The 23,494-nt window shown below is 65.3% G+C and carries 21 protein-coding genes and 1 pseudogene; 16 read left to right on the plus strand and 6 right to left on the minus strand.

Annotated elements, in window-relative coordinates; all coding sequences use genetic code 11:
- Nucleotide 1: 1 nt before the first annotated feature.
- From ACFJGX_RS13925 to uraD, 3 genes are read right to left on the minus strand one after another with little or no spacing between them, the layout of a single operon-like run.
- On the minus strand, nucleotides 2-979 hold the full coding sequence (locus ACFJGX_RS13925) for a Bug family tripartite tricarboxylate transporter substrate binding protein (RefSeq protein WP_382320597.1): 978 nt from the start codon (nucleotides 977-979) through the stop codon (nucleotides 2-4).
- Nucleotides 976-1,146, minus strand: coding sequence for a 2-oxo-4-hydroxy-4-carboxy-5-ureidoimidazoline decarboxylase (locus ACFJGX_RS13930; protein ID WP_382326377.1), 171 nt, complete (start codon nucleotides 1,144-1,146; stop codon nucleotides 976-978). The genes ACFJGX_RS13925 and ACFJGX_RS13930 overlap by 4 nt, the downstream gene beginning before the upstream one ends.
- Complete coding sequence (uraD, locus tag ACFJGX_RS13935; protein ID WP_382326379.1) at nucleotides 1,130-1,564, minus strand: 2-oxo-4-hydroxy-4-carboxy-5-ureidoimidazoline decarboxylase; 435 nt, start codon at nucleotides 1,562-1,564, stop codon at nucleotides 1,130-1,132. Before uraD ends, ACFJGX_RS13930 begins: the two co-directional genes overlap by 17 nt.
- A gap of 77 nt (nucleotides 1,565-1,641) precedes the next feature.
- Between uraD and ACFJGX_RS13940 the strand changes: the two genes are divergently transcribed.
- The 16 genes from ACFJGX_RS13940 to ACFJGX_RS14015 all read left to right on the plus strand — a co-directional run bounded on the left by ACFJGX_RS13940 (nucleotide 1,642) and on the right by ACFJGX_RS14015 (nucleotide 16,819).
- On the plus strand, nucleotides 1,642-2,613 hold the full coding sequence (locus ACFJGX_RS13940; protein WP_382156769.1) for a LysR family transcriptional regulator: 972 nt from the start codon (nucleotides 1,642-1,644) through the stop codon (nucleotides 2,611-2,613).
- A 69-nt stretch (nucleotides 2,614-2,682) separates the two neighbouring features.
- Entirely contained in the window at nucleotides 2,683-3,153 is a 471-nt protein-coding gene (locus ACFJGX_RS13945) for a Spy/CpxP family protein refolding chaperone (RefSeq protein WP_382320594.1), read from the plus strand.
- A 14-nt stretch (nucleotides 3,154-3,167) separates the two neighbouring features.
- Entirely contained in the window at nucleotides 3,168-3,464 is a 297-nt protein-coding gene (locus ACFJGX_RS13950) for a hypothetical protein (RefSeq protein ID WP_291118856.1), read from the plus strand.
- Nucleotides 3,465-3,473: 9 nt separating this feature from the next.
- Nucleotides 3,474-4,181: a response regulator transcription factor gene (locus ACFJGX_RS13955; protein ID WP_382156773.1), complete on the plus strand. Its 708-nt coding sequence runs from the start codon at nucleotides 3,474-3,476 to the stop codon at nucleotides 4,179-4,181.
- Complete coding sequence (locus tag ACFJGX_RS13960) at nucleotides 4,178-5,557, plus strand: ATP-binding protein (protein ID WP_382326381.1); 1,380 nt, start codon at nucleotides 4,178-4,180, stop codon at nucleotides 5,555-5,557. The genes ACFJGX_RS13955 and ACFJGX_RS13960 overlap by 4 nt, the downstream gene beginning before the upstream one ends.
- 106 nt (nucleotides 5,558-5,663) lie before the next feature.
- A complete protein-coding gene (locus tag ACFJGX_RS13965; protein ID WP_382326383.1) occupies nucleotides 5,664-8,456 on the plus strand; it encodes a type I restriction-modification enzyme R subunit C-terminal domain-containing protein in 2,793 nt (930 codons plus the stop codon).
- Entirely contained in the window at nucleotides 8,453-9,877 is a 1,425-nt protein-coding gene (locus tag ACFJGX_RS13970) for a restriction endonuclease subunit S (protein WP_382320588.1), read from the plus strand. Before ACFJGX_RS13965 ends, ACFJGX_RS13970 begins: the two co-directional genes overlap by 4 nt.
- 3 nt (nucleotides 9,878-9,880) lie before the next feature.
- On the plus strand, nucleotides 9,881-10,780 hold the full coding sequence (locus tag ACFJGX_RS13975) for a hypothetical protein (RefSeq protein ID WP_382320586.1): 900 nt from the start codon (nucleotides 9,881-9,883) through the stop codon (nucleotides 10,778-10,780).
- A gap of 24 nt (nucleotides 10,781-10,804) precedes the next feature.
- Nucleotides 10,805-11,719: an HNH endonuclease gene (locus tag ACFJGX_RS13980; RefSeq protein WP_382320584.1), complete on the plus strand. Its 915-nt coding sequence runs from the start codon at nucleotides 10,805-10,807 to the stop codon at nucleotides 11,717-11,719.
- Between the two features lies 1 nt (nucleotide 11,720).
- Nucleotides 11,721-12,635, plus strand: coding sequence for a GIY-YIG nuclease family protein (locus ACFJGX_RS13985; protein WP_382326385.1), 915 nt, complete (start codon nucleotides 11,721-11,723; stop codon nucleotides 12,633-12,635).
- A gap of 56 nt (nucleotides 12,636-12,691) precedes the next feature.
- Nucleotides 12,692-13,453: a PIN domain-containing protein gene (locus ACFJGX_RS13990; RefSeq protein ID WP_382326387.1), complete on the plus strand. Its 762-nt coding sequence runs from the start codon at nucleotides 12,692-12,694 to the stop codon at nucleotides 13,451-13,453.
- Nucleotides 13,454-13,529: 76 nt separating this feature from the next.
- Complete coding sequence (locus ACFJGX_RS13995) at nucleotides 13,530-14,216, plus strand: hypothetical protein (RefSeq protein WP_382320576.1); 687 nt, start codon at nucleotides 13,530-13,532, stop codon at nucleotides 14,214-14,216.
- Nucleotides 14,209-14,892: a hypothetical protein gene (locus tag ACFJGX_RS14000; protein WP_382326389.1), complete on the plus strand. Its 684-nt coding sequence runs from the start codon at nucleotides 14,209-14,211 to the stop codon at nucleotides 14,890-14,892. The genes ACFJGX_RS13995 and ACFJGX_RS14000 overlap by 8 nt, the downstream gene beginning before the upstream one ends.
- A gap of 2 nt (nucleotides 14,893-14,894) precedes the next feature.
- On the plus strand, nucleotides 14,895-15,875 hold the full coding sequence (locus ACFJGX_RS14005; protein ID WP_382326391.1) for an N-6 DNA methylase: 981 nt from the start codon (nucleotides 14,895-14,897) through the stop codon (nucleotides 15,873-15,875).
- On the plus strand, nucleotides 15,847-16,302 hold the full coding sequence (locus ACFJGX_RS14010) for an N-6 DNA methylase (RefSeq protein ID WP_382326393.1): 456 nt from the start codon (nucleotides 15,847-15,849) through the stop codon (nucleotides 16,300-16,302). The genes ACFJGX_RS14005 and ACFJGX_RS14010 overlap by 29 nt, the downstream gene beginning before the upstream one ends.
- Nucleotides 16,303-16,402: 100 nt before the next feature.
- The gene (locus tag ACFJGX_RS14015; RefSeq protein ID WP_382325651.1) at nucleotides 16,403-16,819 is read left to right on the plus strand and encodes a PPC domain-containing DNA-binding protein; all 417 of its coding nucleotides are present in this window, start codon (nucleotides 16,403-16,405) and stop codon (nucleotides 16,817-16,819) included.
- A gap of 60 nt (nucleotides 16,820-16,879) precedes the next feature.
- Here the strand turns inward: ACFJGX_RS14015 and rpoD are convergent, their stop codons facing one another.
- The 3 genes and pseudogenes from rpoD to ACFJGX_RS14030 all read right to left on the minus strand — a co-directional run bounded on the left by rpoD (nucleotide 16,880) and on the right by ACFJGX_RS14030 (nucleotide 23,397).
- Nucleotides 16,880-19,219, minus strand: a complete 2,340-nt coding sequence (gene rpoD / locus ACFJGX_RS14020; RefSeq protein ID WP_382156779.1) for an RNA polymerase sigma factor RpoD — start codon at nucleotides 19,217-19,219, stop codon at nucleotides 16,880-16,882.
- Nucleotides 19,220-19,534: 315 nt separating this feature from the next.
- Nucleotides 19,535-21,544 (minus strand): annotated as a pseudogene (gene dnaG, locus ACFJGX_RS14025) (DNA primase).
- 23 nt (nucleotides 21,545-21,567) lie between these two features.
- The gene (locus ACFJGX_RS14030; protein WP_382326395.1) at nucleotides 21,568-23,397 is read right to left on the minus strand and encodes a gamma-glutamyltransferase family protein; all 1,830 of its coding nucleotides are present in this window, start codon (nucleotides 23,395-23,397) and stop codon (nucleotides 21,568-21,570) included.
- Nucleotides 23,398-23,494 lie beyond the last annotated feature (97 nt).

Consider the following 23,494-nt stretch of genomic DNA (forward strand, 5'->3'; position numbering starts at 1 on the left):
TTCAATTCAACCGTGCGCCGGACGCTTTGACCGCGGGCGCCCATTCGTTCACCTGGTCGGTGACGAATCGGGTGAACTGCGCGGCGCTCATGGGCTCCGACTCCACCCCCAGGTCGCTCAGTCGCCTGGCCACGTCGGGCCGCGCCACGACGTCGGTCACCGCCTTGTTGACCTTGTCGACCACGTCCGCCGGCGTGCCGGCGGGCCCGGAGATGCCGAGGAAGTTCTCTGCCACCAGCTTGGGGTAACCCGCTTCACCCACCGTGGGCACGGTGGGCGACATGGGCGCGCGGGCGCGCGACGTGACCGCGATGCCGACCAGCTTGCCCTCCTTCATGAAAGGCACGTTCTGCGTCAGCGTGTCCACCGCGAATTGCAGGGAGCCGCCGAGCAGGTCGTTGTGCATGGGAGAAGAACCCTTGTACGGCACGTGTTCCATCTTCAGTTGGTACTGCTGCTTGAACATCTCGCCCACGATGTGGCCGATGGAGCCGACGCCACCCGAGCCGTAGTTGACGGGTTTGGCCTGCGCGTTGATCCACTTCACCAGCTCGGGCATGGTCTTGGCGGGCACCGAAGGATGCACCACGAACACATTGGGCACCGAGCCGATGTAGGCGATGTGCGTGAAACCCTTCACCGGGTCGTAGGGTGCCTTGTCCATCATGAAGGGCGAGATGCTCATGGGCGCGGTGTTGGACAGCAGCAGCGTGTAGCCGTCGGGCGCGGCGCGCGCCACCTCGTTGGCGCCGATGGTGCTGCCCGCGCCGGGCTTGTTCTCCACGATCACGGTCTGGCCCAGCTTCTCCTGCAGGCCGGGCTGCAGCAGGCGCGCCACGATGTCCGACGAGCCGCCGGGCGAGAAGGTCACGATGATCCGGATCGGCTTCTGTTGCGGCCAGGCCTGTGCGTGGACCAGCGGCGAGGCCAGCATCGACAAGGCACTGACGGCCAGAAGAAGGCGGCGTGGGGTGTTCATGACGGGGTTCCTGCGAGGGTGTTGACGGACGGGGAGGACGGAGGGGAGGGCTCGGGTGACACGGTCTGCGCCAGCCGTCCGCGCATGACTTCGCAGACCTGTTGCAGGGCGTTTCGGCGCTCGGTGCGCGCGTCGTTCGCCAGGCGCGCTTCACCGGCCTGCAGCACCGTGCGCCAGCGAGCCGTGCAGCCGCAGCGCGACGATGAAGGGAAAGCCGAAGCGCTCGCGGTAGCGCCGGTTGAGCGATTCGATGCGCTGCACGGTGGCGGCGTCCAGCGCCAGCAGGCGCAGGCGGCCTTGTTCGCTCTGCGAATCCGCCGTCATGGTGCCGGCCCGCGCCTCCTGGCCGGCGAGTTCCGGATGGCTGCGCAGCAGGGCCAGCTGGCGGGCCTCGTCGGCGCCATGGATCACCCGCGACAAGCTGTCGTACAGCGACGCCCAGTCGGCGAACGGGCGGGCGGCCCAGGCCTCTCGGGCGACCCAGGGCGAATGCTCGACCACCGGCCCCAGGCGCGCGCAGAAAGTGGCTTCGTCCAGGGAGGCCAGGGCATGCCAGGCCAGGGGTGAGAGTGTCGGGGTGTTCATGCGGTCGCAGTTTGCGGCGCCATTGCATTGCTGTCCATCGCATAATTGGGCATGTTGCATTCGAATTTTCAGTGCGCATGAGTTCACTGAACCAGCTTCTGCATCCGAAGGCCCTGCGCTACCTGGCGGCTGTCGCGCAGCTCGGTTCGGTGCAGGCGGCCGCGCGCGAGGTGTCCATTTCCGCCTCCGCGATCGACCGCCACATCCTGCTGATGGAAGAAGACCTCGGGCTGCCGCTGTTCGAGCGCCAGCCGCGCGGCATGCGGTTGACGGCCGCGGGCGAACTGCTGCTGGCGCTCTCGCAGCGATGGAAGACCGACCTCAACCGCACGCTGTCCGACATCAAGCACCTGCAGGGCGTGAGCCAGGGCCAGCTGCGCCTGGCCGCGATGGACAGCCACGTCAACGGCTTCCTGCCCGAGTTCGTGGCGGTGGTGGCGCGGGAACACCCGGGCATCGTGCTGGAGGTGGACATCGTCAGCACCGACGACGCCGTGCAGCGCCTGCGCGCGGGCGAGGTCGATCTGGCGGTGGCCTTCAACCTCAAGCCCGGCCGCGACCTGCACATCGTGGCCAGCGCCGAGCTGCCGCTGGGCTGCGTGGTGGCGCCGGGCCATCCGCTGGCCGCGCAGGCCCAGGTGACGTTCAAGGACGTGGCGGCCTGGCCGATGGCCGCGCAAAGCCGGGTGCTGGCGATCCGCCGCTACCTGGAGCGGCGCCACAACTGGCTGCTGGAGGAAGCCCGGCCACCGCTGGTGACGAACTCGCTGCAGCTCGTCAAGAGCCTGGTGCGCAGCGGCAGCCACGTGGCGCTCACCTCCGAGCTCGATGCCGGTCCCGAGATCCTCGCGGGCAGTCTGTGCTTCGTGCCCCTCAAGGACAAGAGTGCCCAGCCGCAGACCGTGGGCGTGGCGATCAGCGCGAGCCGCTCGCTGCCGCGCATCGCGCGCATGGTCGCCGAGCGCCTGGGCGCGCATGTGAACGACTACCTGGCCCAGGTGCGTGCGGCCGGCGTCGATACAAAACGAAAAAAACCGAAACTGCGCTGAGACCCCGAGGCGCACCGCTGCCGGCACCATGGCGGTCATGTTCAACAGTCCCTTTGAAAGGACACCGTCATGAAACCCTGGATCAAGCGCTCGCTCATGGCCTTCACCGGCATCTCCATCGCCATCGGCGGCCTGGCCGCCTGCGGCACGCGCGGTCACCACGAGCGCGCGCCCATGAGCGCCGAGAAGATCGCCGAAGTGCGCGGCAAGGTGGTCAACCGCATCACGAGCAAGCTCGACCTCAACGCCGAACAGCAGCAGAAGCTCAACGTGCTGGCCGACAAGGTGCAGGCCCAGCGCACGGCCCTGATCGGCCAGACCACGAACCCGCGCGGCGAGATGCAGGCGCTGATCGCCGGCGAGAAGTTCGACCGCGCCCGCGCGCTGAACCTGCTCGACGAGAAGACCCGCGTGGTGCAGGTCAGCAGCCCCGAGGTGATCAACGCCCTGGCCGACTTCTACGACAGCCTGAGCCCGACGCAACAGGCCGAGGTGCGCGAGCGCATGGGCAAGCGCCGCGGCTGGTTCTCGCGCGGCTGAGCGGGGTGAACCCCATGTCGCCCGTGCTGCAACCGATCGCCCAGCGCCTGCGCGACCACGGTCCGGCGCTGCTGGCCGGGGTGGACGACCCGCACGACGAGCTGCTGGCCCTGGTGTGGGGCCCGCGCTTCGACCGCGAGCACGCGCTGGGGCTGTGGGCGCGGCTCTCTCGCCGCCAGCCGAACGACGCCGTGCCCGCGCTGCCGGCCATCCTCTCGGTGGCCGACCGTTTCGACGGGCTGGACCGTGGCGCGCAGCAACGGCTTCGCCGCCTCATCGTGCGCCACCGCAGCCTGACGGGCGCAATGTGACAATGCCGCATGCACCGCGTTCTGCTCATTGACGACGACGAACAGCTCGGCCCGCCGCTGGCGACCTACTTCCAGCGCTTCGAGCTGGCGCTGGCGCACGCGCTGCGGCCCAGCGAGGGCTTGGCGCGCCTGCGCGCCGAAGCCTTCGACGCCGCCATCCTCGACGTGATGCTGCCCGAGATGGACGGCTTCGAACTCTGCCGCACCATCCGCAAGGAAAGCGACATTCCCATCGTGATGCTCACCGCGCGCGGCGACGTGATGGACCGCGTGGTCGGCCTCGAACTCGGCGCCGACGCCTACCTGCCCAAGCCCTTCGAGCCGCGCGAGCTGGTGGCGCACATCCAGACCGTGCTGCGGCGCCGCCATGGCGGCAACGGCCCGCCGGCCGCGCCCGCCAGCGCGGTGGAGCCCGGCACCCTGGTGTTCGACGGCCTCACCATCGACCCGACGCGCCGCAGCGTGCTGCGCGAGGGCCAGGCGGTGGAGCTCACCAGCACCGAGTTCGACCTGCTGCACCTGCTCGCGCGCGAGGCCGGGCGCGTGCTCAGCCGCGACGACATCCTCAACCAGCTGCGCGGCCACGAGGCCGACCTCTACACGCGCGCGGTCGACATCGTGGTGAGCCGCCTGCGCAAGAAGCTCGAGCCGCTGGACTGCATCAAGACCCTGCGCAACGCGGGCTACTCGCTGGCGTTGCGCCGCATCGCGCCATGACCCAGGCGCTGCCCTGGTACCGCCGGGCTTTCCTGGCCTTGCGCTGCTCCCTCAAGCTGCGCATGGTGATGGTGTTCCTGCTGCTGGCCATGGCGATGTCGTTCACCTTCATCAGCGGGGCGCAGAAGGCTTTTTCGGTCGGCTGGCGCGAGGCCGCGCGCCCGGTGCTCATGGACTACGTGGACCGCCTGACGGCCGATGTGGCCGCCGGCGGCAGCCCCAGCATCGAGCGCGCGCAAGCCCTCACGCAGCGCCTGCCGCTCACCATCGACATCGTCGGCCCGCGGGTCAACTGGCGTTCGCACCCCGACCACCAGCGCCCGCACTGGCTGCGCGAGCGGGCCCGGGACCGGGGCGCGGACGACGACGCCGGCTGGGGCGACGACAAGGACTGGCAACAGCTGCTGCAACGCACCACGGCCGATCGCCACCGCCTGGAATTCGGCTTGAACGAAGCGGTGTTCGACCGCCGGCCCAAAATCGTGGGCTACACGCTGGTGGCCTTGCTCATCCTCACGCTGCTCGCCTTCCTGTACGTGCGCCGCCTGCTGCGACCGCTCGACGACATCCGGCAGGGCGCCCTGCGCTTCGGCGCGGGCCGGTTCGACCAGCCCATTCCTGTGCGCCACCCCCGGGGGCCCGACGAACTGGGCGAACTGGCCGCGACCATCAACACCATGGGCCAGGACATCCAGCAGATGCTCGACGCCCAGCGCTCCCTGCTGCTGGCTATCAGCCACGAGCTGCGCAGCCCGCTGACCCGCGCGCGGCTCAACACCGAGCTGCTGCCCGAGGGCGTCGACGTCGCCCCGCAGCGCGAGGCCCTGTTGCGCGACCTCAGCGAAATGGCCCGCCTCATCAGCGACCTGCTGGAAAGCGAGAGACTGGCCGGGCGCCACCAGGCGCTGAGTCGCGAGCCCACCGACCCGGTTGCGCTGGCCCGTGACGTGATCGACGAACTCACCATCACGCAGCCCGCGGCCCGCAGCATCCAGCTGCACGCTCCCTACAGCCTGCCCACGCTGCCGCTGGACCAGATCCGCGTGCGCCTGCTGCTGCGCAACCTGCTCGACAACGCACTGCGCCACAGCACCGGCGCGCCGCGGGCGGTGGAACTGCACATCCGCGCGCTGGAAGCGGGGCAGGGCATCGAACTCGAAGTGCGCGACCATGGCCCCGGCGTACCCGACGACCAGTTGCCCCACCTTGCGCAGGCCTTCTTCCGCCCCGACACCGCGCGCACGCGCAACGCCGGCGGCGTGGGCCTGGGCCTCTACCTGTGCAGGCTGGTGGCGCAGGCGCACGGGGGCACTTTCGCGGTGCGCAATGCACACCCCGGGCTGGCGGTGACGGTGACCTTGCCTTCCGCCCCCTAGAATGCAACAAGAGGAAACAACGCCACTACCACACGCATGACGCCCGAGGCCCGCGCCCGCCAGACCATCGACGCATTGCTCATCGCAGCGGGCTGGCACGTCTGCAGTGCTGCGCAACGCCAACATCCATGCAGGTGATGGCGCAGTCAAAGGCGTCGCCATTCGCGAGTTTCCCCTCAACCCGGGCCACGGTTACGCCGACTACCTGCTGTACGTCAACGGCAAAGCCTGTGGCGTGATCGAAGCCAAGAAGGAAGGCGCCACGCTCAGTGGTGTGGAAGGGCAAAGCGCCCGATATGCGCAGGGACTGCCCGTCAGTCTGCCGGCCTGGCGCCGGCCGCTGCCCTTCGTGTTCGAGTCTACCGGGGTGGAAACCCGCTTCACCAACGGGCTGGACCCTGCACCCCGCGCCCGGCCGCTGTTCGCCTTCTACCGGCCTGATCTCTTGCTGCACTGGCTCACTCCCGTTCGGGCTGAGCCTGTCGAAGCCCACCCTTCGACAAGCTCAGGGCGAACGGTACAGGAGCCAGCGGCGAGATACGGTTCATCCGGCACCTTCCTCGCCCGCCTGCAGCAGATGCCCCCGCTCGTGACCGAATGGGGCAGTGGCGGCGCCAGCTACCAGCTGTGGCCCGCGCAGATCAAGGCCATCCAGAACCTGGAGAAGAGCCTGGCCGCCAACAAGCCCAAGGCCCTGATCCAGATGGCCACGGGCAGCGGCAAGACCTTTACCGCCATCAGCTTCATCTACCGGCTCATCAAGTTCGGTGGTGCCCGGCGCGTGCTGTTTCTGGTGGACCGTGGCAACCTCGCGCGCCAGACCAAGAAAGAGTTCGACGCCTACGCCAGCCCGCACAACAACTACAAGTTTGGCGAGGAGTACATCGTCCAGCACCTGCAAGGCAACAACCTGGACACCAGCGCCCGCGTCGTCATCTGCACCATCCAGCGCATGTTCAGCATGCTCAAGGGCAAAGACCTGCCCGAAGAGGCTGACGAGACTAGCACGGAAGGTGCCGAGTCTCTGTTCAAGGACCCCGAGCCCATCGGCTACAACCCGGCCATCCCCATCGAGATGTTCGACATCGTCGTCACCGACGAAGCCCACCGCAGCATCTACAACCTCTGGCGCCAGGTGCTGGAATACTTTGACGCGTACCTCATCGGCCTCACCGCCACGCCCAACAAGCAGACCTTCGGATTCTTCAACCAGAACCTGGTCATGGAATACGGCCACGCCCAGGCCGTGGCCGACGGCGTCAACGTCAACTACGACGTCTACCGCATCAAGACCGAAGTGACCGAAGCCGGCGCCAAGGTGGACAAGGGCTACTGGCTGGAAACCCAAGACAAAGCCACCCGCCGCAAGACCGCCTGGCAGCTCGACGAAGACTTTGAATACGACCCCACTGAGTTGGACCGCGCCGTGCAGACGCCCGACCAGATCCGCACCGTGGTGCGGACCCTGCGCGACAACTGGAATGTGGACCTGTTTCCCCACCGGCAGGAACTGCCCAAGACACTCATCTTTGCCAAGGACGACAACCACGCCGAAAAGATCGTCGAGATCCTGCGCGAAGAGTTCGCCCGCGGCAACGAGTTCGCGCAGAAGATCACCTACCGCACCACCGGCACCAGCCCCGAACAGCTCATCAAGGACTTCCGCACCGCCTACTACCCGCGCGTGGCCGTCACCGTGGACATGATCGCCACCGGCACCGACATCAAACCGGTCGAAATCGTCATGTTCATGCGCTCGGTGAAAAGCCGCAGCTTCTTCGAGCAGATGAAAGGCCGGGGCGTGCGCGTGTGCAACCCCACCGACCTCATGCAGGTCAACCCCGGCGAGCACCTGCGCAAAGACCACTTCGTCATCGTCGACTGTGTGGGCGTGTGCGAGCGCGACAAGACCGACAGCCGCCCCCTGGACCAGAAGAAGAGCGTGCCGCTCGACAAACTGCTGCAGGCGGTGGCCCTGGGCAATGTGGAAGACGAAGTGCTCAGCAGCGTGGCCGCCCGCCTGAGCCGGCTCGACAAGGACCTTGACGAAGAAGACCAGGCCCGCATCATCGAAGCCAGCGGCGGCCACAGCCTGCGCGAACTGGCACGCGGCATCGTGCAAGCCCTCAATGCCGAAGAAGACGATGACTCCACCCCCTTCGCACAGCAATCACGCCTGCAACAAGCCGCCCAACCCTTCACCAACCCCACCCTGCGCGAGCTCATCCTCAAGCTCAGACAGAAAGCCGATCTCGTCATCGACACCGTCACGCAAGACGCGCTGCTGCACGCCGGCTTTGCCGAAGGCAGCGACCGCGCCAAGGAGCTGGTGCAGAGTTTCGAAGCCTTCATCGCCCAGCACAAGGACGAGATCACCGCGCTGCAGATCCTCTACAACCGCCCGGTGCGCGCTCCGCTGAAGTTCGAAGACATCAAGGCCCTGGCCGACGCCCTGCACAGCCCGCCACACCTGATCGACGAAAGCGCCTTGTGGCAGGCCTACGCCGCGCTCAACAAGACCCGCGTCAAAGGCACCAGCCAGCGCCGCCTGCTCACCGATCTGGTGAGCCTGGTGCGCTTCGCCATGCAACAAGACAACGAACTCGTGCCGTACCCCGAACGGGTGCAAGCCAACTTCAAAGCCTGGTTCGCACAACAATCTCAACTCCCTCTCCCGCGTGCGGGAGAGGGCAGGGGTGAGGGCTCCCCCTTCACCCCCGACCAACTCCACTGGCTAGAAATGATCCGCGACCACATAGCCGCCAACCTCGGCATCGACATCGAAGACTTCAGCTACGCCCCCTTTGAGCAGGAAGGCGGGCTGGGCAAGGTGCATCAGTTGTTTGGGGCTGAGCTGCCACAGGTGATTGAGACGCTGAATCGGGAGTTGGCGGCGTGAGCGCACTCGTTGAGTTCAATGCTCTTAGCGAATTGCCCGCAGGCTGGGCTTGGAAGCCGTTGCAGAGCCTCACGAAAAATCCAAGGCAGGATGTGGTCGATGGGCCTTTCGGGTCCGACCTGAAGGCTTCAGAGTACGTGAGCGAGGGCGTTCCAATCGCACGCTTGCAAAACATTGATCGCAATGCTTTTGTTACTAAGAACATTCGATTTTTGACACTTGAGAAAGCACAGGACTTGGCACGCCACGAGTTCAAGCCAGACGACATCTTGATCACCAAGCTCGGTGACCCTTTGGGCAAGGCCTGCATCGTTCCTGAGTCGATTGGGCGTGGGGTAATCGTTGCGGATTTGGTTCGGGTGCGACCAGATGAGAACCAAGTTGATCGCCGATACCTCACTTACGCAATCAACTCCCCAGAGATCATTAAACAGTTCGAACTACACACAAAGGGCACCACGCGACCACGTATCAATCTGAGCGTGTTGAGGCAATTGCCCATCCCAGTGGCTCCTCGAGAAGTACAGGGCGAGATCGTCGCCGAAATCGAAAAGCAGTTCTCCCGCCTCGACGAAGCCGTCGCCAACCTCCAGCGCGTCAAGGCCAACCTCAAACGCTACAAAGCCGCCATCCTCAAAGCCGCCGTCGAAGGCCGCCTCGTAGAAACCGAAGCCAGCCTCGCCCACCGCGAAGGCCGCAGCTACGAAACTGGCAACCAACTACTGCAACGAATCCTCGAACAACGACGTATTCAGTGGGCTGGGCGTGGCAAGTACAAAGAACCCGAGTTCCTCACAAACGTGAGCCGCGTGGACATTCCGGAAGGATGGACATGGGCTTCGCTAGAGCAATTGCATCTTCAGATCGCTGACGTGGATCACAGGATGCCAAAGGGGCAGCAGGACGGTGTCCCGTACGTCAGTACGAAGGACTTCTTGGACGATGAAGGCATCGACTTCGCGGGAGCCAAACGAATTTCGTCAGAAGACTACGAGGCACTCTGCCGAAAGGTGAAACCAGAGCGCGGTGACGTACTATTGTCTCGATATGGCACTGTTGGTGAGGTCAGAGCGGTGACGGTCGACTCACCGTTTCAGGCGTCTTACAGTGTCGCGATCCTCAAGCCCGTTAGAGAAAATTTCCCGGTCAGATTCTTGATTGCAGCATTGCGTTCAGAGGTAGTGACGGCTCAGATCAAGCGAGACGTTCGCGCTACTGCGCAGCCAGATTTGGGGCTCGCTCACATCCGGAAGTTCGTAGTCCCTTTGCCGCCCATTGGGGAGCAGGTGCGGATTGTCGAAGAGCTTGATCGTTGCCTGTCAGTTATTCGCGAAGTGGAGGCCGAAGTTGCAGCTAACCTCCTGCGTGCGCACTCGTTGCGGAAAGCAACGCTTGCCAAAGCTTTCATGAAAGCGGACTGAACTATGCGCATCGGGTTTGAGAGCGATACCGGCCATGTATATGAAGGCGCCAGTGCGCCGCAGTTTGCCGTTTTGCCTCCACCGCTTCTCTCCCAGGCCAAGTTGATCACCAATCCCGAGGACTGGAGCGCACCACCCAAAGGCTTGTTTTCTGATCCGTTTGCCTGGGTGTTCCGGGAGGACAGTTTTGACACGGTGACTCGAGTACGCCGTGGGCGGCTATTTCAGCCTCAGAGCCAAAGCCAACCAGAGTCCGTGCTTACGGCAGGCCATCCACTTATTGAGAACGCACTCCGTTCCGTGGCGGGCGGTGGGCGTACTCGCAGGCTGTACACCTACATGCCTTGCACCGCTGTGCTGCACATGCCGAATGGCGGCCTCGGACAAACGTTGCTCATCGGGCAGGTGCGTGGCTCATCGGCTTGGCGGGTGATCCAAGCGGAGATGGTGCTCGGTGACGATGTCATGTTGACACTCAAGGCGCTGAGTGCATTCGGTGTGTTGCCCGAACTCGCACTCTCCGCCATTCCTGAAGCGGATCGAGCGGCTGTCAGGTCAGCGGTGGACCGTGTGCTGGATTCGGCGTTCCGTGAAACACCTGTCTCCGTCATCGATCAATGCCGTAATGCGATGACGGTCGTGTTGTCTCGCTGGCTGGTTGCAGACACGGGGGACTCGGCTTTTGCTGGCAAAGACTTGGCGGCACTGGCAAAGGCCATGGAAACTGTGAACCCGTCCAAGCAATGTGCGGCTTGGGTCGGTCAATTGTTGGCCCGTTTGCATGTGCGCGGCAAGTCGAATGAGCAGGTCTCTAGGTCGCTTCGGTTGCCCGTTGAAGAGGACGCAGAGTTGTGCCTACACAATTTGGGTTTTTTGCTGCGGGAGCTTGGTTGGGCACACTGAAGGGTAGCCTTGAGTTCATGCAACTTGAAAGAGCAGATGTCAAACATATTGAGTGAAGTGGATCCAAAAGGACATCGCCGCGTTATTGACCTTGTGCGCGAAGCTGGGGTGAACGTGTCTGATTGGTCAAACTTCAAGAGTGGCCCCAAGCCGGAACGCGCCGCGAGCAATCCGAAGTACTGTTACGAATGGGCGTTCGTAGAACCAGGCAAGGTTGTCGTTCTAAATCTTTGGTTTGACTCGATGAAAGAGCAGGGCGAGACATTGCGCCAGGAAATCAATCCACGTCAGTTCGGTATCGACATGGGAAGAGCCGGACGAAAGACTTGGGAGCGTCGAGCGTCCAGAATGGACCGCTGTATTCAGCAGTCAGCAAGGACCAAGATGCCGATTCGTGTGATTGTTTGCCAAGGCGAAATGAGAACGGCAGAAGATCCTGATGCGGAGCCTTCCCACGTTTATCGAAGAGCGTTGGACCCCGAGCCATGGGCCATTACCTTCTACGATCAGACAACTGGTGCTTGCGTCGTGACACGTGGTGCTGAGCCAGATCGCTTCACTGATCAGTTTGACGAGGTCCCCGGTGATCACTATCACTCTCCGGAGCAGCGCGATGCAAACGGAAAGGTCTTTGTTCGCAGTGCTGAAATACGGAAGCGTGTGCTTCGGAGAGCCGCTGGGCTATGTGAATTCTGTGGTGCGCTTGGGTTTGTGAAATATGACGGCCGAATTTTCTTGGAAACTCATCATGTGATCCCCTTGTCTGAGAAAGGCGGGGATGGCGAAACCAACGTCATTGCTCTTTGTCCCAACCATCATCGAGAAGCGCACTACAGCAACCGCCGGGTGCCAATGAGGGCGTTGATGCAAAGCAAGGTCTACGAAGCGAACAGTCGTGCGATGCAGGCCATTGCGATACCGATTGCTGCGCTGGACTAGGATGACAGCCAACACTCAGCCTTTCTCCCTTCGCATCTTCGTCGCCGACGGCGATCCTGACGGCCTGCGCATCGTCGAGCGCTTCAACGCCAGCGCCCGCGCCGTGGTGTTCCCGCGGGCCTTGCTGCCGCAGGTGAAGGCCCGGCCCGAATTGCAGCAGACCGGGGTGTACCTGCTGCTCGGCCCGCGGCCGGACGGCGAGGGTGAACTGCTGTACGTGGGCGAGGGCGACCCCATTCGCCCCCGGCTGGAGAGCCACTACGCGCAGAAAGACTTCTGGACCCGCGCCATTGGTTTCGTGGCGGTGGGTGGGTTGATGAACAAGGCGCATGTGCAGTTTCTGGAGGCGCGGCTGATCGCGCTGGCCCGCGCGGCCAAGCGCGTGCCGTTGGACAACGGCAACTATCCCAGCGAGCCCAGCCTGAGCGAGGCGGACCGGTCGGACATGTTGGTGTTTCTGGATCACATTCTGGGCATGCTGCCGGTGTTGGGGGTGCATGCGTTCGAACAGGTTGCTCCGAGACCGGTCCCGCCAGCTGAAGTACCTGACGCTGGACGAGAGGTCATCTATGAGGCTGGAACGTTGATGACATGCAGCGCAAAGGGCGTTTCAGCTGCTGGGTTTGAGTCGAGCCAAGGCTTTGTGGTGCAAAAAGGCTCACAGGCAGTGCAGGTCGTCACGCCTTCGTTTCAGACTTTCCCGGGAAGCGTTCGGCGCCGTGATGAACTGATCGCGAACGGCGTACTGGTGCCTGACGAGAGCTGCTACAGGTTTGCTCAGGATTTTGCCTTTACGTCTCCTTCAGCGGCGTCCGATATGGTGCTGGGGAGCGTGACCAATGGCCGGACTGTTTGGAAAGACTCCCGCGGGCGAACGCTGAAAGAGTTGCAAGAAGCTGAGAGCAAGCAAGGATGATGTAAACAACGGTTGTGCGAGGCGTGCCGAAGCCGATTGGCCACCAGGGGGACAACATGAAAGAACAACACTTGCTGGTGGACTTCGAAAATGTTCAGCCCGGCATGGAAGACTTGTTGAAGATCGCGCCGAAGCTCACCGATGTATGGCTGTTTCATGGCCCGAACCAGACCAAACGCGCCGAGCAACTGAAGGCGGCGCATGAGCGGGTGACGCTGGTGCCGCACTCAGGCAAGGGCAAGAACGCGCTGGACTTCCACTTGTCGTTCTACCTGGGCTACCTGGCCGCCAAACACCCGGAGGCCAACCTGGTGGTGGTGGCGAACGACAAGGGCTATGACTCGATGCTCGGTCACGCCAAGTTGCTGGAGTTCAGAGCGACGCGGGTGGGGTTCAAGGCCAGGAAGGCGCCTGCCGCCAAGAAGGCCGCGCCAGCGAAGAAGGTCACGGCAAAGAAGGCCGCACCGGCCAAGAAAGTGGCGCCACCAGCCAAGAAGCTTGCTGCGCAAAAGGCACCGGCCAAGAAGGTGCCTGCCAAGACGGCGGTGGCGAAAAAAGCGGTGACCAAAATGCCGGCGTCTGCGGTGCAGGCAACGGCCCAGACAACGCCCGCTCCAGCGGACAAGGTATTGGCGCGGGCGAAAGCGTCCTTGGCCAAGATGGGGAAGAACCGCCCAATCAAGCTCACTTCTCTGCTGCGCCACCTGAAGTCCATCGTGGGGCAGGGAGCGACGGCCGAAGACGCGGACGCCTTGTCTCGGCGTCTGGAAGAGGCCAAGGTCATCCAGGTGGTGGGCGATCTGGTGCTGTATCCCTGACGGCCTGCCGTGTCGACTTGCGGAAAAGCCGTTTGGCTGTTAAATTCTATATTCGCAAATCGAGAATATTGAACAAATGCAGCTCAAACCCCAGGATTTTCTCGTCGCCCTCAAGCTCGTGGCTTGGGGCGACCAGCGCTGGACGTATGCGCGCCTGGCGCAGGAGCTGGGGCTGAGCGCTTCGGAAGCCCATGCTTCGGTAAAGCGGGGTTTGCTGTCCGGGTTGCTGCTGCAGAACCGCGCTTCGGCGGCTTCGTTCGCGGGCGCGGCCGGCGCGGGAGCCCAAGCGCTGCGGGAGCCACAGGGCATTTATCGGGTCACGCGCAAACGGGTGCGCCGCAGTGCGGTGCACTCGGAAGAAGATGTCGGGCTGCCGGATAACCCGGTGCGCGTACATGCCCAGGCGCTGGCGGAATTCGCCCTGCACGGGGCCAAGTACGCTTTTCCCGGCGTGCGTCTGCCGCTGGCGGTCGGGGTGCCCACGAGCCACAGCGCGCCCGCGTTTGCCGGCGTGTTCGCACCCGGCAGCACAGACTTTGTCTGGCCGCACCCGAACGGATCGGTGCGCGGCATGGGGGTGGAGCCGCTGCACCCTTCTGTGCCCTTTGCCGCCATGCAGGACGCGAAGCTGTACGACATGCTGGCGCTGTTCGATGCTCTGCGCGTGGGCAAGGCGCGCGAGCGGAACATGGCCATGGAGCGGCTGCAGGCCTTGATCGACCCGAGTGCGCCCACGCCGCAAAAGGATTCGCCGCGTGGCTGACCCGAATCTGGCGCTGTTGATGGCCATGGCGCGCGCGATGGGTCCACTGTGCGAGCAGGTGGTGTTCGTAGGCGGTTGCGCCACGGGGCTGCTCATCGACAACCCAGGCTTGATGGACGTGAGGCCCACCGAAGATGTGGACGCCATCGTGGAAGTCACGTCACTGGCGGGTTACCACCAGCTGGCCGAGCACTTGGCGCAACGCGGCTTCAAGCAGACCATGGCGGACAACACGCCACCGTTTCGCTGGTATTGGAACCGCCTGCAACTGGACTTGGCCCCGCTGGACGAAAAGGTGCTGGGTTTCGCCAACCCGTGGTACCGGGCGGGCTTCGAATCGGCGGAGCAGGCCACAGGGGAAGACGGTTTGGTTCTACGGCACCTTTCGGCGCCGTACTTCCTGCGCACCAAGTTCGAAGCCTTCAAGGATCGCGGTCGCAACGATGTGTTTGTGAGCCATGATCTGGAGGACATCATGACCGTGGTGGAGGGGCGTGCAGCCCTTGTGAAGGAGGTCAAGGCCGCGCCCGACAATGTGCGGTTGCATATCGCCCGGTCGGTGGCAAATTTGCTGGCCTTGCCAACCTTCACCAATGCCTTGCCCGGTCTCCTGAGCGACCCGGAGCGCGAAGAGACTGCCCTTGCGCGTCTGAGTCAGATTTCATTTTTTGCTTGAGCATGAACAACAACACCCATTCCCTCGTCCAGAAGCTCTGGAACTACTGCAATGTGCTGCGCGACGACGGCATGAGCTATGGCGACTATGTGGAGCAACTGACCTATCTGCTGTTTCTCAAGATGGCGCATGAGCGCAGCCAGCCGCCGCATAACCAGGCGAGCATCGTGCCCAAGGGCTATGGATGGCCCGAGCTGCTGGCACGAGATGGCGACGCACTGTTTGACCACTACCGCCACACCCTGGAGCGCCTCGGGCTGGAACGCGGCACGCTGGGCCTGATCTTTGCCAAGGCCCAAAACAAGTTCCAGGACCCGGCCAAGCTGCGCCGCGTGGTGGCGGACCTGATCGACGCGGAAACCTGGACCATCCTGGGCGCGGATGTGAAGGGCGATGCCTACGAGGGCCTGCTGGAGCGCAATGCACAAGACACCAAGAGCGGCGCGGGCCAGTACTTCACGCCGCGCGCGCTCATTCAGGCCATGGTGGACTGCATCGGCCCGCGGCCGGGCGAGACGATTTGCGACCCGGCCTGTGGCACGGGCGGTTTTCTGTTCACCGCGCACCACCACATCACCGCGCACCACAAGAATCTCACACGCGACCAGCTCAAACACCTGAAGGAAAAGGCCTTCACCGGCTACGAGCTCGTGCAGGCCACGGCGCGCGTGTGTGCGATGAACCTGATGCTGCACGGCATCGGATCCGAAAAGTCGGTGCCGGTGGTGGTGGGTGATGCGTTGGGCGCCGATCCCGGCGCGCGCTTTGACGTGGTGCTGGCCAACCCGCCGTTCGGCAAGAAAAGCAGCACCGTGATCGTGGGTGAAGACGGCCGCACGAGCACGGAAAAAGACATCATCGAACGCGACGACTTCTGGGCCACCACGAGCAACAAGCAGCTCAACTTCGTGCAGCACATCAAGACGCTGCTGCGCAACGAACGGGCGCGCGGCGGTGGTGCTGCCCGACAACGTCCTTTTTGAAGGCGGGGCGGGCGAAACCATTCGCCGTCGTTTGATGCAGGAATGCGACCTGCACACCCTGCTGCGCTTGCCCACAGGTTTGTTCTACGCACAAGGCGTCAAGGCCAATGTGCTGTTCTTCGACAAGAAGCCCGCCAGCGAAACGCCCTGGACACGGAAGCTGTGGATCTATGACCTGCGCACCAACCAGCACTTCACGCTCAAGACCAATCCATTGCGGCGCGAGCACCTGGACGAGTTCGTGGCGCTCTACAACATGGCCAACCGCAACCAGCGCCTGGCACCTGGAGCGCCGAACAGCCGACGGGGCGGTGGCGTGACTACAGCTATGAAGACATCATGGCCCGTGACAAGGCCAGCCTCGACATCTTCTGGCTCAAGGACGATTCGCTGGCAGACAGCGACAACCTGCCGGCACCCGATGTGATTGCGCAGGAAATCGTGGAAGACCTGCAAGCCGCGCTGGAGCAGTTCAAGCTGATTGCGGGGGACCTGGGTGCCGAAGTGGACGAGTCGGCGTGAACGAGATGAAGACCCTGCCGCTCCGCCTCACTCCCGGCCAGGACTTGCGCTCGGCCCTGGAGGCGGCAGTGCGCGAGCAGGGCTGTGAGGCCGCGTTCGTGATCTCGGGCATCGGCAGCCTGAGCGATGCGCGCCTGCGCTTCGCGGGCGTGGACCAGGCCCAGACCTTGGACGGTGACAGCGAGATCCTGAGCCTGTCGGGCACGGTGGGGGTGGACGGCGAGGGCCGCAGCCACTCGCACCTGCACATGGCCGTGTCCACCGCCAGCGGTGCCGTCTTCGGCGGCCACGTGGTGCCGGGCTGCCGCGTGCGCACCACGGCCGAGGTGCTGCTGGGCCTGCTGCCCGAATGGCGTTTCTCGCGCGAGGCCGACCCCGCCACCGGTTTCCCGGAACTGGTGGTGCGGCCGCGCGAAGCCTGAGGCGTGCGCCACCCAGAAAAAAAGGGAGCCAGTGGCTCCCTTTTTGTGACCGACCGCCGCTTACAGCGTGTCGATGAAGCTGCGCAGCTTGTCCGAGCGGCTCGGGTGCTTGAGCTTGCGCACCGCCTTGCTTTCGATCTGGCGGATGCGCTCGCGCGTCACGTCGAACTGCTTGCCCACTTCTTCCAGCGTGTGGTCGGTGGACATCTCGATGCCGAAGCGCATGCGCAGCACCTTGGCTTCGCGCGGCGTGAGGCTGTCGAGGATCTCCTTGACCACTTCGCGCAGGCCGGCCTGCATCGCGGCCTCGATGGGCGCGGTGTTGGCCTGGTCTTCGATGAAGTCGCCCAGGTGCGAATCGTCGTCGTCGCCGATGGGGGTTTCCATCGAGATCGGCTCTTTCGCGATCTTCATGATCTTGCGGATCTTGTCCTCGGGCATCTCCATCTTCTCGGCCAGGATGGACGCATCGGGCTCGAAGCCGAACTCCTGCAAGTGCTGGCGGCTGATGCGGTTCATCTTGTTGATGGTCTCGATCATGTGCACCGGGATGCGGATGGTGCGCGCCTGGTCGGCGATCGAGCGGGTGATGGCCTGGCGGATCCACCACGTGGCGTAGGTCGAGAACTTGTAGCCGCGGCGGTATTCGAACTTGTCCACCGCCTTCATCAGGCCGATGTTGCCTTCCTGGATCAGGTCCAGGAACTGCAGGCCGCGGTTGGTGTACTTCTTCGCGATCGAGATCACCAGGCGCAGGTTGGCCTCGATCATTTCCTTCTTCGCGTCGCGCGAGGTGGACTCGCCCTGGTTCATCCGCTTGTGGATGTCTTTCAGGTGCGCCAGCGGCACGACCACGCTGCTCTGGATGTTGATCAGGCCCTGCTGCAGCTCCTGCACCGGCGGGATGTTGCGCTCGATGATCACGCTCCACGGCTTGCCGGCGGCGGCCTGCTTCTCGACCCACTTGAGGTTGAGCAGGTTGGGCGGGAATTCCTTGATGAAGGTTTCCTGCGGCATGCCGCACTTGTCCACGATGATGCGGCGCAGCTCGCGTTCTTTCTTGCGCACGTCGTCGACCTGGCTGCGCATGGTGCCGCAGAGCTTCTCGATCGCCTTGGCGGTGAAGCGGATGGACATCAGCGTTTCGGTGATGGCCGTCTGCGTCTTGAGGTAGCTCGGCGTGCCGTAGCCTTCCTTGTCGTAGGTCTTGTGCAGCTTCTCGAACAGCGCGCGCATGTTGTCGAAGCGGGTGAGGGCTTCGCGCTTGAGTTCTTCGAGCTTGCGGGTCAGGGCCTTGGAGCCGCCCTTGCCGTCGTCGTCGTCGGCTTCGTCGTAATCGTCGAAGTCTTCTTCGGCCACGTAGTCATCGGCCTCGTCGGCGTCGGCGAAACCGTCCACCACGGTGGAGATGACGACCTTGCCTTCGCGGATGTCCTCGGCCATCACCAGGATCTCGGCGATGGTGGCCGGGCTCTCGCTGATGGCGGCCATCATGTCGTTGAGGCCACCCTCGATGCGCTTGGCGATCTCGATTTCGCCTTCGCGCGTGAGCAGCTCCACCGTGCCCATTTCGCGCATATACATGCGCACGGGGTCGGTGGTGCGGCCGAATTCGCTGTCCACCGTGGACAGGGCGGCTTCGGCTTCTTCCTCGGCTTCCTCTTCGGTGGCGGCGGTCGGGCCGGTGTTGTTCAGCAGCAGGGTCTCGGCGTCGGGCGTCTGTTCGTAGACGGCCACGCCCATGTCGTTGAGCAGCGAGACCACCACTTCCAGGGTCTCGGCTTCCACCAGCTTGTCGGGCAGGTGGTCGTTGATTTCGCCGTGCGTGAGGTAGCCGCGCGTCTTGCCCAGCTTGATCAGGGTCTTGAGGCGTTCGCGGCGGTTGCGGGCTTCCTCTTCGGACAGGACGGTTTCGTCCAGGCCGAATTCCTTCATCAGCGCGCGCTCCTTCGCCTTGCTGATCTTCATGCGCAGGGGTTTGACCTTCTCGGTCGTCTGCGCGGCGGTGGTGTCCACCGCCTCGACTTCGGTCTCGTCACCCGTCAGGTCGTCCTCGATGTCGCTGAGGTCGGCATCGTCCAGGTCGGCATCGCCTCCCTTGCCCTTGGCGTCCGCCTTGGGCTTGCGGCCGCGCTTGGCCGCGGGCTTGTCGCCCGCATCGGCCTTGGCCGGGCGACCGGCCTTCTTCTTCGCGGGTTCTTCGAGCAGTTCGGCCTCGGACTTGGCCTTCACGGCGGTCTTCTTGGCGGGCGCGGCCTTGGCGGCGGCTTTGACGGGGGGCTTCTGGGTCACAGCGGGGGCTTTCTTCGGGGGAGAAACCGGGGCGGCCGCGCGCGGGCTGGCCTTCTTGGCGGTTTTGGTGCTGGACGCAACGGACGTACTGGATTTCTTCGCGGGCATGGGGACCTCAAAAAAATGTCGAACTGGAGCCGGCAGAACACACAAAAAACGCCTGAAAGGCCGCGCGACGCGGTCCGTTCCGGTGATTTTGTTGGGCACAACGCCTGCCTTTCGCCGGAAAGGGCAGGCCTGCAAGCTGTGGGGCGAACATTTGGTGTGCAGTCCTTGCGGGGTTCCGTCGGGCCGGGGAGGTCGCCGAGGCGGCCAGGAAGGTGTTCCATCTAGCCCCTTGCTGGGGCCGGGCCGGTGCCGGAGGTGCTGCTGTCGCGCTTGCGGTGCAAAACCTTGGATTATACCGCTGACAAAGTTTTTTTGTCAGGCGGGCGTGTCGCTTTGGAGGGCCTGCAGCTGGGCGTTGACCCGTTTGTAGTCCTCCATGGCGCTGGCATCTCCCGCGGCCACGCGCTCGGCCAGCTGGCGAGCCTGTTCCACCAGCCCGTCGCGGCGCAGGCGGTGCATCACGTCGTTCAGCTCGGACAGCTCGGCGCTCGGGTCGCCGCCCAGGGTCGCCTGCTCGACCTGGACGCAGGCAAAGGTCTCGTGTTCGTGGCCGCGCAGGGCCTCGCGCACCGCAGCCCAGGGCTGGTGCCCGTGTTCGTGCAGCTGGGCTTCCAGCCAGACGAACACCGGGCCGTGGGGCGCGGGCAGGTGGGCCAGCAGGGCGTGGTCGTCGGCCGAGAGCGTGTCCCAGGCCTGCGGGCTGGCCAGCAGCAGACCCACCGCGCGGTCGGCCCGGCTGCCCCCCGCGCGGCGCGTGCCCAGCATGCGGGGCGGGGGCGGCGGGCCTTTGCGCCACTTGCCGAAGCCCTTGCCGCCGCCGCCGTGGCGTTTTGCCACCACCGCCGTAGCCGCCACCGCCGCTGCTGTAACCGCCGCCGGCGCCGCTGTCGTAGCCCGGGTCCGAGGTGTAGGCCGCGCTGGCCCCGCCGCCGTCGTAACCGGCGTCGTGCCCCGGCTGCGCGGGCGCCGGGCTGGCGGCCCGGGGCTTGCGCGGGCCGCCGCCGGTCTGCTGCCAGAGCTGCAGCAGGTCCGGGCTGCCGATGCCGATGCCGGCGGCCAGTTCGCCGATGAGCTGGCGCTTGAGCGCGCCATCGGGCAGGGCGCTCCAGAGTGGGCGCGCCTGGCTGGCCATGCGCGCGCGGCCTTCAGCGGTGCTGAGGTCGCAGTCGGCACCGGCGGATTCGACCAGGAAGCGCGACAGCGGCACGGCCTCCTTCACGCACTGCGCGAAAGCCGCCTCGCCGTTGGCGCGGATGAAGCTGTCCGGGTCGTGTTCGGCCGGCAGGAACAGGAACTTGACGCTGCGCGTGTCGGTGGCCAGGGGCAGGGCGGCATCGAGCGCCTTGCGCGCGGCGCGCCGGCCGGCGCCGTCGCCGTCGAAGCTGAAGACCACGGCGTCGGTGAAGCGGAACAGCTTTTGCACGTGGTCGGGCGTGCAGGCCGTGCCCAGCGCGCGACGGCGTTGGCGAAGCCGAGCTGGGCCAGCGCGACCACGTCCATGTAGCCTTCGGTGACGAGGGCGTAGCCGGCCACGCGGATGGCGGTGCGGCCCTCGAACAGGCCGTAGAGCTCGCGGCCCTTGCTGAACACCGGCGTTTCGGGCGAGTTGAGGTACTTGGGCTCGCCCTTGTCGAGCACGCGCCCGCCAAAGCCGATGCACTCGCCCTTGACGTTGCGGATCGGGAACATGATCCGGTCGCGGAAGCGGTCGTAGCGCTTGGCCTGGCCGTCGGCGCCTTTTTCGTCCTCGTGCTCGATCACCATGCCCGACTCGACCAGCAGGGGCGCCTGGTAGTCGGGGAACACGCTGGCCAGGGCGCGCCAGCCCTCGGGCGCGTAGCCCAGGCCGAAGGTCTTGGCGATCTGGCCCGAGAGGCCGCGGCCCTTGAGGTAGTCGATGGCGCGCGGCGAGACCTTGAGTTGCTTGGCGTAGGCCTGCGCGGCCTTCTCGAGCACGTCGGTGAGCGTGGCCTGCTTCTGGCGCTGCTGCGCGGCGCGCTCGCGGTCCTGCGGCGAGGCCTCGTCTTCCGGCACCTGCATGCCGGCCTGCTGGGCGAGGTCTTTCACCGCCTCGATGAAGCTCATGCCGGCGTGTTCCATCAGGAAACCGATGGCGTTGCCGTTGGCCCCGCAGCCGAAGCAGTGGTAGAACTGTTTGCTCGGGCTGACGCTGAACGAGGGCGATTTTTCGCCGTGGAACGGGCACAGGCCCATCAGGTTGGCGCCGCCCTTCTTGAGCTGCACGTAGCGGCCCACCACGTCAACCACGTCCACGCGGTTGAGCAGTTCCTGGATGAAGGTCTGGGGGGATCGCCGCCGGGGTATTCTGACCGATGCACCCCGGTTGCTCAGTCCCCGGCGACGATGCCCTCGCGGCGGGGATCGGCTCCGCCCAGCCACACCCGCTGGCCGCGCTGCGTGCCCCGCATCAGGGCCTGCAGGCCGCTGGTCATGTCCGCTTCCTCCACCGTGTGGCCGCGCTGGCGCAGGGCCTCCACGGTGGCGGGCGCAAACCGTTTCTGTTCCAGCAGCAAGGGCCCACCGGTGGTGCCGAAGTTGGGCAGGTTGATCGCGTCCTGCGGCGACAGGCCCCATTGCAGCGTGCCGTGCAGGGTCTTGGCGGTGAAGTGGATGATGAGCGCGCCGCCCGGGCTGCCCGCGCTCATCAGCAGCTCGCCGCTGGCCTTGTCGAACACCAGGGTGGGCGACATCGAGGAGCGCGGCCGCTTGCCCGGTTCGACGCGGTTGGCGATGGCTTGGCCCTGGGCGTTGCGGGGAGCGAAGCTGAAGTCGGTGAGCTCGTTGTTGAGCAGGAAACCACCCGGGCGGCTCGGATCGGTGGTGACCATGAGGCGCGAGCCGAAGACGGCCTCGATGGTGGTGGTCATGGCCAGCGCATTGCCGTAGGCGTCCACGATGCTGATGTGGCTGGTGCCGTACTCGGGCTGCTCGGGCATGGGCGCCCAGCCCACCTGCACGCCGCCCGGCACGCCGGCGGGCGCCTGCGGCATGCGGGCGTTCGGGCTGATGAGGCGGGCGCGCTCGTCCAGGTAGCGCGCATCGAGCAAGCTGCTCCAGCGGCCACCAGGGGCGGCGACGAAATCCGGGTCGGCCACGTACTGCGCGCGGTCGGCGAACGCCAGGCGCGAGGCCTCGGTGTAGCTGTGCAGCCAGTCGGCCGAGGGCAGGGCGGTGCCCATCGCGGGTTTCACCAGCGGCTCCTGGGCCTGCGGCGTGCGCGCGAGCAGACCGAGGATCTGGCCGACCGCGATGGCGCCCGAGCTGGGTGGCGGGAAGCCGCAGACGCGCAAGGCGCGCTGCGCGGCCGTGTGGTCGTGGCACAGGGCTTCGCGCTCGCGCGGCTGGTAGCGCTGGAGGTCTTCGAGGCTGAGGCTGCCGGGTCGCACCGGGTGCTGCCGCACCTTGTTGACGATGGCCTGGGCCACCGGGCCTTCGTGCAGGGCGATCGGGCCCTGGGCCGCGATGTTCCTGAGCACCTGCGCGAGTTCGGGGTTGCGCAGCACATGGCCCACCGGGTGCGGCTGGCCGTCGGGCCGGTAGAAGTAGGCGGCCGCGACCGGGTCGTTCTTCAGCGCGGTCTCGGCCAGCAGCAGGGTGTGCAGCCGGGGGCTGACGGCGAAGCCCTGGTCGGCCAGCGCGATGGCGGGCTCGAACAGGCGCGCCCAGGGCAGCTTGCCGTGTTGGCGGTGGGCCTGCGCGAGCATCGCCACCGCGCCGGGGGTGCCCACCGAGCGGCCGCTGGCCACGGCCACCATGAAGGGCAGGGGCTTGCCCTGTTCGTCGAGGAAGAGTTGCTCGTTGGCCCCGGCGGGCGCGGTCTCGCGGCCATCGAAGGCCTGGACGCGGCGCCCGTCGTGGTGCAGCAGGAAGGCACCGCCGCCGATGCCGCTGGACTGCGGCTCCACCAGCGTGAGCACCATCTGCACGGCGATGGCCGCGTCCACCGCGCTGCCGCCGGCGCGCAGGATGCGCGCGCCGGCCTCGGTGGCCAGCGGGTTGGCCGCCGCCACGGCCTGGCGCGGGAAGGCCCAGCCCGGTTTGACCGTGAGGCCCGAGGCACCCTCGGGCTGCTGGATGGAAGAGGAGGAAGGGGTGGTGGGTGTGCCGCAGGCGCTGAGCAGGCTCAGCGAGGCGATCAGGCAGGCAAGGCGTGTCATGGCAATGGCTCCTTGAAGATCGTTGTCGAGACGGCCACCGTATCCCAGAAACGCGGATGGACCGCCTTGGCGGTCCATGGAGGCGTAAGAAACCGTT

The organism is Hydrogenophaga sp. UC242_50 (genome assembly GCF_042697355.1).
Lineage (GTDB): Bacteria > Pseudomonadota > Gammaproteobacteria > Burkholderiales > Burkholderiaceae_C > Hydrogenophaga.

Bases quoted from the DNA above. Each gene is read 5' to 3' on its own strand.
- ACFJGX_RS14015 (WP_382325651.1), top strand. From the start codon at position 16,403: ATGAAGACCCTGCCGCTCCGCCTCACTCCCGGCCAGGACTTGCGCTCG.
- ACFJGX_RS13960 (WP_382326381.1), top strand. From the start codon at position 4,178: ATGACCCAGGCGCTGCCCTGGTACCGCCGGGCTTTCCTGGCCTTGCGC.
- ACFJGX_RS13955 (WP_382156773.1), top strand. From the start codon at position 3,474: ATGCACCGCGTTCTGCTCATTGACGACGACGAACAGCTCGGCCCGCCG.
- uraD (WP_382326379.1), bottom strand. From the start codon at position 1,564: ATGAACACCCCGACACTCTCACCCCTGGCCTGGCATGCCCTGGCCTCC.
- ACFJGX_RS13925 (WP_382320597.1), bottom strand. From the start codon at position 979: ATGAACACCCCACGCCGCCTTCTTCTGGCCGTCAGTGCCTTGTCGATG.
- ACFJGX_RS13995 (WP_382320576.1), top strand. From the start codon at position 13,530: ATGCAGCTCAAACCCCAGGATTTTCTCGTCGCCCTCAAGCTCGTGGCT.
- ACFJGX_RS13990 (WP_382326387.1), top strand. From the start codon at position 12,692: ATGAAAGAACAACACTTGCTGGTGGACTTCGAAAATGTTCAGCCCGGC.
- ACFJGX_RS14005 (WP_382326391.1), top strand. From the start codon at position 14,895: ATGAACAACAACACCCATTCCCTCGTCCAGAAGCTCTGGAACTACTGC.
- ACFJGX_RS14030 (WP_382326395.1), bottom strand. From the start codon at position 23,397: ATGACACGCCTTGCCTGCCTGATCGCCTCGCTGAGCCTGCTCAGCGCC.
- ACFJGX_RS13950 (WP_291118856.1), top strand. From the start codon at position 3,168: ATGTCGCCCGTGCTGCAACCGATCGCCCAGCGCCTGCGCGACCACGGT.
- rpoD (WP_382156779.1), bottom strand. From the start codon at position 19,219: ATGCCCGCGAAGAAATCCAGTACGTCCGTTGCGTCCAGCACCAAAACC.
- ACFJGX_RS13945 (WP_382320594.1), top strand. From the start codon at position 2,683: ATGAAACCCTGGATCAAGCGCTCGCTCATGGCCTTCACCGGCATCTCC.
- ACFJGX_RS13940 (WP_382156769.1), top strand. From the start codon at position 1,642: ATGAGTTCACTGAACCAGCTTCTGCATCCGAAGGCCCTGCGCTACCTG.
- ACFJGX_RS13985 (WP_382326385.1), top strand. From the start codon at position 11,721: ATGACAGCCAACACTCAGCCTTTCTCCCTTCGCATCTTCGTCGCCGAC.
- ACFJGX_RS13975 (WP_382320586.1), top strand. From the start codon at position 9,881: ATGCGCATCGGGTTTGAGAGCGATACCGGCCATGTATATGAAGGCGCC.